A 12726-nucleotide genomic window follows, 5' to 3' on the forward strand; every position below is an offset into this window, starting at 1 on the left:
TATGCCCGCCGGTAAAAAGCCGTTTATTTACGATCCGCCCATGTCACCTTTTTTGTCGCTGGTGTATTACGACAATGACATTGTGGTGGCAAATAAACAAAGTGGCCTGCTAAGTGTGACGGGTATCCAGCCCGCACACAAAGATGCACTTATCAGCCGCGTGCAAAAAGTGCTGCCTTCTGCCACCGTGGTTCACCGGCTGGATATGGCAACCTCCGGCATTATGGTAATGGCACTTAATAAAGAGGCTCACCGCCGGCTCTCGAAGCAGTTTCAGGACAGGCTGACGAAAAAGCGTTACTACGCCAGGGTTGATGGCACTGTGGCGGATGATGAGGGAAGTATAACCCTGCCACTGATTGTGGACTGGCCAAACCGCCCCAAACAGAAAGTAGACTTTGAGAATGGTAAGCCCTCACTAACACATTACCGTGTTATCAAACGTCTTGACGGGGAAACTTGGGTTGAGCTGTTGCCGGTCACCGGCCGCTCTCATCAATTACGGGTGCACATGCTGTCACTAGGTCATCCCATTCTGGGTGACAGGTTATATGCTCATGATGAAGCCAGAGCGAAGGCTCCCCGCCTTCAGCTCCATGCCGAAACGCTGATCCTGCAACATCCTTCTTCGGGAGAATGGAAACGGTTTACCAGCGATGTGCCATTCATGGACTATCAACCTGACACGCTGCCACTTCCGGGTTCAGACGTCATCAACCCGGATTAAGTTTTGCTTCGCACTGCCGATAACCTGTTTAGCCAGATTTGTTAACCGGAGTCGCAGTGTTCCGCTCTATAGTGTGTTTTCTTTTATTGCTGACCGGCAGTACACGGGCCGGCATACTTGCAGACGATATTCGTCAGCAGTATTTGCCGTCTGAGTACGAAACCGTACTCGCCGGTGAAGAAGACATTCCGGTTTTCTCCGCGCAGCCCACCACTACCCTCAGTCGCGGTGTGGCGATTATTTTTATGGATACGGGCTACCAGGGCCTGACCTTACAAAATGCGCAGCAACTGGCTGCCAGACTTAATCAGTGGGGCTGGCACACCCGCATCGTTCCGTCTCCGGTAAGTTTAAATCCGTTGGCAACAACCCCTGTCGCAGAAACAGCTCCCCCTGCGGACGGCACCGGAAGTGATGAGTTGCAAAGCGACAGTGATACGCTGAGTGCACTGATGCATCCCCGTGCCTGGGCGGGTTCACCGGTAGCCGATGCCAGTACCAGTCAGACGATGATGGCGTTGATAGCCGGTGCAGTCTTTCGCAGTGTGGATGATGTACCCGGGTTCAGACTGGTGATCAGTCAGGGAATGGGCGCAGCGCAATTTCTCTCCCTGGCCGTTACCGATAATGTGCCCCCGCCCGATGGGCTGGTGGTGATAAGCCCCTACTGGCCCCAAAGTGGCCTTCAGCAAAATATATCAGAGCAACTTGCCAGTACATTATTTCCGGTACTTGATTTACAGTTGCCGGGTTCGACTCCCTGGACTGCCGGAGCCCCTGCTATCCGCCGGACAGACGCCACGAAAGCGCTAAAACTTCACTACCGGCAGAAGCAATTAGGTGCATCAGTAAATCTCGCCAGCACGTTCGGAAACTCGGCGTTCAGTAACAGCCTCAGCAAAGAAATTTATGGCTGGGTAAATTACCTCGGCTGGTAAAGCGCTTCAAAGCGGAAGTCAATGGTGATTTTTTACAAGGAAATCAAAAGCCTGTTTACTTTTGTTTACAAATCACACAAAATACACTGTTAACGACTATACTAACTAATCATTTGGGTATCAGGCAGCGCCGACTATGCTTTTGTCATTTGTTGATACCAAGGCCGCGCAGCTATGCTTTTATCTTCGCGGTTTTTGGCAAGACGAAATCCCACATTCTGAGGTAGAAATATTCTTCTGGGACACTATGGAAGAATGGAGCCTGGTTCATTACGACCTCGATCAACCATACACTCAAAGAGAACGTGTATTCTGGCATGTACTGCATCAACTTCACTTCTGGTCTGAAGAAAAACTCAAGTACGACCCCTTTCTGGTGGAAGAACTGACCACCTGCACCGCTTTTCTGGAAGGCAAAGGTGCCTGTCCTCTCGACTGCGTAGGCATCCGTCCCTGAACGACCTTTCACAATTGCTAACGGCGGTTGTGTTTCCTCCCGTTACATGATCAAATACTCTTTTGGTTACTGACCGGTAAGTTTTCTTATGCGTTTTATCCAGTCCTTTGCTGACCGGCGACTTTTCAGTATTTTTGTGTTCGGTATTGCCAGCGGATTTCCCTGGGTCATGATCAGTTCTGTTATGACAGCCTGGTTAAAAGATGAAGGTTTATCCCGTACAGATATCAGCTTATTCGGCAGTATTTTTGCGGTTTATGCGATAAATTTTCTCTGGTCCCCCCTTCTGGATCGTATCCGTCTGCCCTGGCTAGGTCAGCGCAAAGGCTGGATTTTTCTGATGCAGGGAATCATCGTAGCCTGCTGTGTAATGATGAGTATGCTGAACGCCACTCACTCATTATTCTACGTTGCCCTTTTTGGTCTCAGTATCGCTCTGTGTTCCGCTACTCAGGATATCGCGATTGATGCCTACCGGATCGATATTATTAACGATGATGAAAGAGAGAAACTGGCTGCAGGATCATCTATGGCTACCGCCGGTTGGTGGACCGGTTACGGCGGTCTGGGTGCACTGCCTTTCTTCATTGCCGACTGGACAGGCTGGGCCTGGAATGACATCTATTTGTTGATGGCCTGCGTAATGGGCACCATTATGATATTCACCCTGTTTGCACAGGAGCCGGTTACAGACCGTGCAGCACAGCTCAAAGCTGCAACAGAATATTACCAGAAAGCCCTGGGCGCTGATCCGCAAAGTGCAGGCTTTGTGCAAAAAGCCGGCGCGTGGTTTTTTGTTACTCTGGCAGAACCATTCCGCGAATTTTTTACCCGTAACGGAACAAGGCTGGCATTATCACTATTACTCTTCATCTTCCTGTTTAAAATCGGTGAAGCCTTTCTGGGACGCATGAGTCTTCAGTTCTATATTGAGCTGGGATTCAGTAAAAGTGAAATTGGCGGTTATTCCAAACTACTGAACTGGTGGGTGACCATATTGTTTTCCGTCATAGGCGGTATGGTAACCATCCGCTACGGCATTTATCGCGGGTTGTTTATTGCCGGTATTGCCATGGCAGCCAGCAATCTGATGTTTTCACTGATGGCCTGGGTGGGGCCGGATAAAACCTTATTTGCTCTGACGATTATCGTCGACGGTTTCACAGCCGCCTGGAGTACCGTTGCCATGGTCGCGTTCATCTCGCTGATGTGTAACCGCACCTTTTCAGCCTCCCAGTACGCATTAATGGCGTCGTTAAGTGTGGCAGGGAAAAACCTGCTGGCATCAGGCAGTGGTTACATAGTGGATAAGCTAGACGGCGACTGGTCGACCTTTTTCATCATTACCGCCTTGATGGTAATACCCAGTTTATTGTTTTTGCGGGCGATAAAACCCCACATTATGAAAGCAGAACAGCAGGCACAATAATGCCGGGTTTCTGGTAATTTGAAAATTAACAACTACGCTTTATAAACATCAACACGTACCTTCGTTCATGCTGACCATTGAAGATTTAAAAGGGAAAATCAGGCGAACTTATCTTGTTGCACTAAGTGCCATTGCACTGTTACTCACAGTGTACTTTGCATGGACTCAGCAGTATCTCGTTTCGACCCAAATACAACCTCAGATAATTAATATTGCAGGAAAGCAGCGCATGTTGTCTCAGCGCATTGCATTTCTGCAGAACCTGCTTGTGTCTGAAGATGACCGCGCCCGCAGAGTATCACTGAAGTCGGAGCTCGTTGACCGGACACGGGAGTTTGCCAGAAGCCATGAAGTACTGGTTGCCAGACAATCTCTGAACGGCTTGTTCACCCCCTTATCCGGTGCCCTGGAAAAGCTTTATTTTTCGAAAGAAAGTGATCTTGACTCCCACGCCCTTGAATATGCTGACAGGGCTCTGGAACTTGCAAGTATGCCGGATTCTGCTCTGACCTCTGCGTCTCCGGTAAGCCTCTCTGAAGCCACCGAGCTATTGGAAGACCTCGACCATGCAGTACTGCTTTTTGAACAGCAACTCACTGGTGAGCTGAGATTTAACCAGTGGATGTTGCTGGGAATCTGGTTCATCACTCTGGGCTTATCTTTGCTCACTGTGCTGTTGCTCTTCAGACCCTTAAAAAATCTGGTGCTGGAGCAATTTAATCTGGTTCAGGAAGCGAAGCGGGATGTGGAATTCGAACGTGAACAAACGGCTAAAGTGGTAACTACGAAGGAAGAGTTTCTGGCCAGTATGAGTCATGAATTCCGTTCGCCGATTTCAGCCATTATCGGGGCGTTGGAGCTCATACCAAACATGCAATCCAAACAGGGTCAGTTGATTCAGAAAGCAGAACAAAGCTGCTATCGCCTGCTTATGCTGACAAGCAACCTGGTGGATAGCATGCAGTCGAAACAAATTGATGAGGTGTTTGTAAACGAAGATTTTGACCTCATCCGGTTACTGGACGATGCGCTCAGCCAGTTTGCTTACAATTGCCAGCAAAAAAACCTGCATTATCAGGTAAAGAACGAGAGTACTCTGCCCCACTATGTGAACGGAAACTCATCCAGTCTGATTAAAGCACTCAAAAATATTCTGGATAATGCGGTTAAATTCACTCCTGAAGGCTCAGTATCAGTATACAACCGCATGTCTGTCAGTGACGGAAAGCTGTTGTTGACGATTCGTGTGGTTGATACCGGCATCGGTATCCCCGAAAGCGACCTGCATAATATATTTCAGCGCTTCTACAAGGCTCACGGCAATTCAAGATTATACAGCGGAGCAGGCGTCGGATTATATGCATCCCGCACTTTGGTGGAACAGGCGGGCGGCACTATCACGGTTACCAGCGCACTTCATAACGGGTCGGAGTTTACGTTGAATGTACCGCTCAACGCAGCCAAAGGAGATACCCGCGAGGCGAAAAAGCCTGTATCGTCCTCAAAATTTGCTGTTGTTGATGATCAGGAAATCACCCGCATTCACTTATCTCACATGATTGAGAGTGAAGGCTATCACGTTGACACCTATCTCTCGGGCGCAGATCTACTGGCCAATCAGGATAAACTGAAAACCTATGACGGCATCATCACCGACTATTACATGCCAGGCATTAATGGCGCTGAATTAGCCAATTATCTGCAAGCTATGCTGGGTGAGCGGATGCCACCGGTCATTATGGTTTCGGCTGCGCCGCAAATTGCCAATATCATTGCCAACTCCAACATTCCGGCCTGGCAGGTGTTTGTTAAACCCATCGACAGGAACCGTTTTATCGACTCCATTCACCATCTGAGTCTCAATAAAGGCAAATCTTTCAGTCAGTCAGACAAAGTCAATGTGCTTATCGTCGAGGACGAGCCTATTAATGCTGAGATCCTGAGGGATATGGTGGAAAACCTTGGCTATGACGTTACCCTTGCAGAGGACGGTGAGAGCGCACTGTCGAGAGCCGGCGAGGAAGAGTTCAGTATTATTTTACTGGATCTCAATTTGCCGGATATGAGCGGCTTTGAAGTAGCAACAATACTCAAAGAACGTGGCTGCAAATCCCATCTGGTGGCCGTTACGGCCAGTGCTTATGAAAGCGATAAACAACGCTCAATGGAAGTAGGTATGCGTTACCATCTGGTGAAACCGGTAGCATATCAGGAACTGAAAAATACCATGAAGCTGCTGCTGGCGGTGTCTTAACCCTGCAGCTGCCCTATTTGCTTTTCGTTTTCGTGGTGCCATACAGATACCCGGTTACGGCCACTATTCTTAGATATATATAACGCCTGGTCGGCTTCTTCCAGCCATGCCATAGAAGAATTGACCGGTTTGCGGAATTCACTGAGGCCGATACTGACTGTGAAGCGGATTTGATGTCCTTCATGATCAATCACCATGGCTTCCGCCAGCCGGCGGATGCGCTCAGCAACCTTAAGCGCGTTTGTTGCCGTTGAATCCACCAGGATCACCGCAAACTCCTCTCCGCCGTAACGACCGGCCAGATCGGTTTCACGGATGCTTTTTTGGATAACTCTGGCCAACGTTTTTATCACCAGATCACCGGCCTGATGCCCGTAGGTATCATTGATCTTTTTGAAGTGGTCAATATCCAGCATACAGGCAGTCGATACAGTTTCACGGCGCTGAGACAACTTAAACAGACTGTCAAACCGCTCCTGCCAGTAGCGACGGTTGAATAAGCCGGTCAACCCGTCCACTCTGCTCATATGCTGTAATTCGTCATTAAGACGCTCTACCCGAAGCTTACTCAATGCCTGATCGGTTACGTCATACACCAGCATACACAGCTTGTTTACCGTACCATCCGGTGAAGAAAGGGGAAACATGGTCACATTCTGGAACATGTAAAGGGCATCAGATGTAATAGGCCGGTTAGTGCTAAAGCGGAACAGATACGGACGCTGCTCCCAGATGATAAAAACAGGGGTCTTCAGATTGAAAACCGGGTCCGCCTTACTTCTCAGCCACTGTTCATCTATCTCATCAAACAAAGAAAAAAGCTTTTTACCGCTAACCTGGCCCGGCCGCAGACCGGCATGGTTCTCCATGAACTGATTCCACACTTCGATGGTGAAATCTTTGTCCATTACTACTATGCCTACCTCAACAGAGCTCAGAAGATCCTGTTGCCAGTGCATACTAATCAGTTCATCAGAAATCATGCTACATATTCCTCATCGACCAGGCGAGAATATATCTTAGCCATCGATTGCTCCGGAAACAGTAACAACAGATCAAAACGGATATCCCGGCTTTTGATGGCATAGGCAATTTCAATCGCCATGACTTTCCCCCAGCGACTCGCATTATTGTTCAACATGGTCTCAAATCCGCTGTGCTGTCCCAGTAATATAGGATGGCTGTGACTGAAAGTTACATTCAGTTGGGCTGATAATGCGTTAAGACAGGCACCGGTAAGAATATTGGATACGTCCATTAACGCTTCGAGTTGCTGATCTTCTGTGGCGACCTGGTCGTTGTAATTCAGCAGCCGGATAATATTTTCCATTTTGGTGTCACTGAAAATCACCAGTGCTTCACCCTTAATGCCCGCGCTGGTAAAACCTTTGGAAACGGCTGAAACCCGCTGATTCTGGTGTGCTTCAGCCAGCGCCATATGCAGTTCTGTGGCTTCAATGACGTTAACATTGGGAATAGGCAAATCGATAAATTCACCGAGCAACCGGGCAAGGCTCTCACCGGCCTGTCCCATGGCAACATTGACCAGTTCGCGGTAGGCATCCAGTTGCTCATCTGCGGTATTTTTTTGCGTGCCGGCCAGTTGCAACGTACGGTTCTGCGCACTGCTGTCACCACTGTAAATACCATACTGACGCAATAACGCGGTGAGTTTCTTGTTGTCCATCGGCTTGCGGATAAAATCCAGCGCGCCCAAAGCTACCATGCGTTCCCGCGCTTCAGGCTGTACATCACCGGATACGACAATCACCAGACAGGGTAAATCCTGTTCGCGGATGGCTTTCATGGTTTCATAGCCATCCATCACCGGCATGTTTAAATCGAGGAACATCACATCGGCTTTGCCTGCACGGATTGCCTCAAGGGCTTCCTGACCGTTACCGGCAAACGAAATACTCACATCCCAGCCATCAGGGATGGAACGGGCCATTTGTTTGCGTGCGAAGCCTGAGTCATCGCAAATCAGTACCGGAGTGGTCATTTCTGTCCCTTAAATAGCAACAGGCGCTTTAATGTGCGGATGGGCCTGGTAATTTACCAGTTCAAAATCATCAAACGTAAAACCGAACAAGTCTTTCACCGCCGGGTTTATATTCATCTGCGGCGACGGAAACGGCTCTCTGGCTAACTGGATCTCAGTTTGTTCCAGATGGTTGGAGTACAGATGAGCATCACCCAGAGTATGAATAAATTCACCGGGTTCCAGTTCGCATACCTGCGCCACCATGAGAGTCAGTAACGCATAGCTGGCAATATTGAAGGGCACACCCAGGAACACATCACCGCTGCGCTGATATAACTGACAGGATAATTTACCGTTCAGCACATAAAACTGAAACATGGTATGACACGGCGGCAAAGCCTGCCTGCCGTTGGCTGCATTTTCTTTGGGCGAAACAGATGTATCAGGTAATACGGCAGGATTCCATGCACTGACAATCAACCGGCGGGAATCGGGATTACTTTTGATTTGCTCAACTACGTCTTTAATCTGATCGATTGTGGTGCCGTCTCCGGCATCCCAGCTGCGCCACTGATGACCATAAACCGGTCCCAGCTCGCCTTCATCAGTGGCCCATTCATCCCAGATTGAAACACCGTTTTCTTTGAGATACCGAATGTTGGTTTCACCTTTAAGAAACCATAACAACTCATGAATGATAGACTTCAAATGACACTTTTTGGTTGTGACCAGCGGAAACCCTTTCGCAAGGTCGAAACGCATCTGATAGCCAAATACGCTTAACGTGCCGGTACCCGTACGATCTTCTTTTTTCACGCCATGCTCTTTCACATGACGCATCAGTTTGAGGTATTCTTTCATACTTGCTTTTTCTTATGATTGTTCTGATTTTTGTACCGGCGATTTACGCATGTAAGCCCATACCATCAGGCCGGCGCCGAGCAGGATCATGGGAACACAGAGTAGTTGCCCCTGGCTCAGACCCACGGAATACAAACCGATGTGCTGATCCGGTTCACGGAAGTACTCAACGATGAAGCGGAAACAGCCGTAACCGAGCAGGAATAAACCGCCTACCGCCCCTGTAGGACGCGGCTTCGCAGAAAACAGCCAGAGAATGGTAAACAGTAACACACCTTCAAGCGCGAACTCATATAATTGAGACGGGTGACGGGGCTGCTCTCCCGCGCCCGGAAAAATAATCGCCCAGGGCACGTCGGCAGGACGCCCCCATAATTCGGCATTCAGGAAGTTACCTATTCTGCCTGCTCCAAGGCCAATGGGGACAAGAGGCGCAACAAAATCACCGATTTGCAGGAATGTGGCGTTCATTCTCTTTGCCTGCCATGCCAGTGCAACCAGTACCCCCAGAAGCCCGCCATGGAAAGACATACCACCGGTCCATATTCTGAAAAGATAAGTAGGATCTTCCAGGAACATACCGAACTGATAAAACAGTACATAGCCGATACGACCACCTAAAATCACCCCCACAAATCCCCAGAACAGCAGGTCGCTCAACTGGTCACGGGTCCAGTTAGTTTGTGACAGGCGTTTTTGCGCCAGCATATAAGCAGCCACAAAACCCACAAGGTACATCATACCGTACCAGCGCACACTCAACGGGCCGATACTAAATATGACCGGGTCTATGTTGGGAAAGACCAGATAACTACTTTCTGCCATGGTTTATTCTATTCCTACAATCATTCTTATACTTACCAGCACCAGCAGGCAGGCGAGCATTTTCTTCAATAAAACAGTGTTCATCCGCTGACCCAGACGGGCGCCGATATTGGCGGTAAATACCGAGGTACACACAATACCTAAAGTTGCCGGCCAATACACGTAACCTATCGAGTTTTGCGGAAGTCCGTCGACGGATGAACCGGTTAGTATAAAGCTGGCGGTACCAAACAGTGCGACGACCAGTCCGCTGAATGCTGCGCAGCCGATTGCCTGCCGTACATTCACCTGAAACCACACCAATGCCGGTACCAGCAGAGCGCCACCGCCAATGCCCATTAATGCACTGACACAACCGGTTCCCGCGCCCACAGAAACCAGTGCGGGTTTACCGGCTTTATGAGAAGAAGCCTGTCTGCGGCCAAATACCATCTGTGCAGCCACTGCTATTACCAGCACAGCAAAAATATTTTTCAATGTATGTCCCGATATGGCGCTGGCGACGTGAGCACCGGCTATGGCTCCGAAGGCAATACCAATACTGCTCCAGATAACAATATGACGGTCGAGATTACCCAGTTTGTGATGGGCCAGCGCGGAGGATAAACCGGTAAAAATAATGGTCGATAACGAGGTGGCAACAGCCATAGGCATGACGGTATCGGTATTTACGCCAAGGAAGTGTACCAGCAGGTAGGAAAGACAGGGAACGATAATAAGACCGCCGCCGATGCCAAGCATCCCGGCGAGCAGGCCAACAACCAGGCCTAAGGCCATACAGCAAAAGAAAAGTATTAAAAAAGGGTCCATGCGCCGCATCCGGATTGACGAGGCGCGTAGCGTATCACAGAACCATGACGATTTGTGTTTCTTGATACCGGCAGCAACTATTCTCCCAGATCTGTCACGGCAGCAACCAGCTCCTGTAAACTCCTAGGAGCCTGCCCGTACCAGACCACCCAGCCCGCGCTGTTCCAGATATTGATTGATATAAACAAACACTTCTTCATGAGTACTTGCCGTCAGGGTTTTGATGAGTAGCTGTTTAGACTCTTCCAGCGATACATTGCGTACCACCCAGTTTATCTTGCGCAGGTTGTGGGCATTCATACTTAATTTGCGGTAACCCATTCCCATAAGCAGAATGGCACCGCCCGGTTCACCGGCAATCTCTCCGCAAACAGTAACCGGTACCTGATTGGCATCCGCCTGCTTAACAATATCATACAGAGCACTGAGCACCGCAGGGTGATAACTGTTATACAAACTGGCCACACGGGTATTGTTTCTGTCCACCGCCAGCAAATATTGCGTTAAGTCATTACTACCGACAGAGAAGAAATCTACCTGTCTGGCCAGCTGTGGCAACTGATAAAGTACCGAAGGCACCTCCAGCATAATACCCAGCTTCGGACGCTCAAGCAGTACATCCATGTCTTTGACTTCATCACTGATTTCAAAGAAAGCCTGATCGATAAGACGTCTTGCCTCCTGAACTTCCGCGACAGAGGAGATCATTGGCAGCATGATTTGCAGATTCGTTAAACCAATACTGGCCCGCAACATTGCCCGCACCTGTACCAGGAAAATCTCCGGATGGTCCAGCGTCAGTCTGATCCCCCGCCAGCCAAGAAACGGATTTTCTTCGTTAATCGGAAAGTAAGGCAAAGGTTTATCACCGCCAACATCCAGCGTACGCATGGTGATTGGTTGTTCCGGTGAAGCCATCAGGATTTGCCGGTACAGCTCTACCTGCTCCTGCTCAGACGGAAAACGCTCTCTGAGCATGAACGGAATTTCGGTACGGTAAAGGCCAATGCCATCTGCATTAGCAAATTGCGTCGCTTCAATCTCCGCCGATAAACCCGCATTCACGTAAAGCGCAATGCGACAGCCATCCTGCGTTTTACATATCTGCCCTGCTTCAGCATCAATACGCTCAGACAGGGTCGCTTCTTCAGCAATCAGCTGGGTAAATTCGTTACGGATGGTTTTTTCCGGCGAAATAATCACTTCGCCACCATAGCCGTCAAGCAGGATTTCTTTACCGTTCAGCAGTGCCGGGGAGACGTTCTGGCATCCCATAACCGCAGGAACACCCATGGCTCTGGCGAGTATTGCAGCGTGGGAGTTATTCGACCCGCGGATAGAAATGATGCCTTTAAGGTGAGCTCGCGGAAACTCTGCCAGCATAGAGGCGCTGACTTCTTCGGCAACCAGAATGCTGTCGCCTTTCACTTCATTATTAACCGGCGACTTGCCTTTGTTGTCGTACAGAATGTTCAGCAGGATCCGGTTCGACAGGTCGACAATATCAATTGCCCGCTCCTGCATGTAGGGATCTTCCATATTCTGGAATTTAGCGGCGTAATCTTCCACCACCATTTTCAGCGATGAAGCTGCATCCCACCCCTCACGGATTTTCGCTTCAACTTCACGTCCCAGACTGTTGGCGTCAAGCAAATGATGATAAAGCTGAAAAATGGACTTTACGTCATCGGGAATTGCTTCATCCAGACGACCGGATAAATCATCAACGTGCTTACGGGTAAGTTCTACACCTCGCCGGTACAGACGGATTTCCAGATCTTTATCAGTACAGCGTTTTACCACCCAGTTACGGAGGGAAATTGAACTGTCTGTGGAATAACCGGTACCCACAGCCAGGCCGGGAGAGCCGGCAATGCCGCGCACATTTTTTTGTCTCGGAACAGATTCCACTGCCGCATTCGGCGTAAGTGCACCGCGGATGTCCGCATTGGTGATTTCCAGCGCAAGTTGGGTGGCCAGTGTGACGAGAAACGCTTCTTCGTCTTCGCCGAAACGGCGCATGGCTTTTTGCTGCATGGTGATCACGCCCAGCACTTTGCGCTGATGAATGATTGGCGTACCAAGGAAAGCGTTGTAGTTTTCTTCTTTTACTTCAGGATAATGCTTAAAGCGGGGATGTTGATGCGCATTTTCGATATTCAGCGGTTCTTCACGCTGTCCTACCAGACCAATCAAGCCTTCGGAGAATCCGATGCGGACCAGTTCCACCGCATCAGGGTGCAGACCATCTGTGGCTTTAAGCACGAAATCCTGCTTTTCATAATCAGCAAGATAGATAGAGCAGGAGTCCACCTGCATTGTATGCTTAACCCGGGACGCAAGACGAAACAAAGCCTGATCCAAATCCGGGATCTGGTTCATTTCCTGTACGATGCGTTTTAACGTGGTGAGTATATTCCCGGTTCCAGCCACGAAGATGC

Annotated in this window: 11 protein-coding genes; 5 read left to right on the forward strand and 6 right to left on the reverse strand. The window is 49.3% G+C overall.

What is annotated here, in order from left to right:
- Position 1 precedes the first annotated feature (1 nt).
- The 5 genes from ACXAGC_RS15270 to ACXAGC_RS15290 all read left to right on the forward strand — a co-directional run bounded on the left by ACXAGC_RS15270 (position 2) and on the right by ACXAGC_RS15290 (position 5805).
- On the forward strand, positions 2-727 hold the full coding sequence (locus ACXAGC_RS15270; RefSeq protein WP_474845362.1) for a pseudouridine synthase: 726 nt from the start codon (positions 2-4) through the stop codon (positions 725-727).
- A gap of 56 nt (positions 728-783) precedes the next feature.
- Entirely contained in the window at positions 784-1665 is an 882-nt protein-coding gene (locus ACXAGC_RS15275; RefSeq protein ID WP_474845162.1) for a DUF3530 family protein, read from the forward strand.
- Positions 1666-1801: 136 nt separating this feature from the next.
- Positions 1802-2122 carry a hypothetical protein gene (locus ACXAGC_RS15280; protein ID WP_474845164.1) on the forward strand — a complete coding sequence of 107 codons (321 nt, stop codon included), beginning with the start codon at positions 1802-1804 and terminating at the stop codon, positions 2120-2122.
- An 88-nt stretch (positions 2123-2210) separates the two neighbouring features.
- Positions 2211-3551, forward strand: a complete 1341-nt coding sequence (locus tag ACXAGC_RS15285) for an AmpG family muropeptide MFS transporter (protein WP_474845166.1) — start codon at positions 2211-2213, stop codon at positions 3549-3551.
- 67 nt (positions 3552-3618) lie between these two features.
- A complete protein-coding gene (locus ACXAGC_RS15290; RefSeq protein ID WP_474845168.1) occupies positions 3619-5805 on the forward strand; it encodes a response regulator in 2187 nt (728 codons plus the stop codon).
- On the opposite strand, the gene ACXAGC_RS15295 is transcribed toward ACXAGC_RS15290, so the two are convergent.
- From ACXAGC_RS15295 to ptsP, 6 genes are all read right to left on the reverse strand, one after another.
- Positions 5802-6788: a sensor domain-containing diguanylate cyclase gene (locus tag ACXAGC_RS15295; RefSeq protein ID WP_474845170.1), complete on the reverse strand. Its 987-nt coding sequence runs from the start codon at positions 6786-6788 to the stop codon at positions 5802-5804. The two genes, ACXAGC_RS15290 and ACXAGC_RS15295, sit on opposite strands and share 4 nt — an antisense overlap.
- Positions 6785-7807, reverse strand: a complete 1023-nt coding sequence (locus tag ACXAGC_RS15300; RefSeq protein WP_474845172.1) for a response regulator — start codon at positions 7805-7807, stop codon at positions 6785-6787. The genes ACXAGC_RS15295 and ACXAGC_RS15300 overlap by 4 nt, the downstream gene beginning before the upstream one ends.
- Positions 7808-7816: 9 nt before the next feature.
- On the reverse strand, positions 7817-8650 hold the full coding sequence (locus tag ACXAGC_RS15305) for a thymidylate synthase (RefSeq protein WP_474845174.1): 834 nt from the start codon (positions 8648-8650) through the stop codon (positions 7817-7819).
- Positions 8651-8662: 12 nt separating this feature from the next.
- Positions 8663-9475 carry a prolipoprotein diacylglyceryl transferase gene (gene lgt / locus ACXAGC_RS15310; RefSeq protein WP_119500010.1) on the reverse strand — a complete coding sequence of 271 codons (813 nt, stop codon included), beginning with the start codon at positions 9473-9475 and terminating at the stop codon, positions 8663-8665.
- Positions 9476-9478: 3 nt separating this feature from the next.
- Complete coding sequence (locus ACXAGC_RS15315; protein WP_474845176.1) at positions 9479-10285, reverse strand: sulfite exporter TauE/SafE family protein; 807 nt, start codon at positions 10283-10285, stop codon at positions 9479-9481.
- 123 nt (positions 10286-10408) lie between these two features.
- Entirely contained in the window at positions 10409-12700 is a 2292-nt protein-coding gene (gene ptsP, locus ACXAGC_RS15320; RefSeq protein ID WP_474845364.1) for a phosphoenolpyruvate--protein phosphotransferase, read from the reverse strand.
- Positions 12701-12726: the final 26 nt, after the last annotated feature.

The sequence above is a fragment of the Alteromonas sp. AWJ4_197 genome, assembly GCF_056160285.1.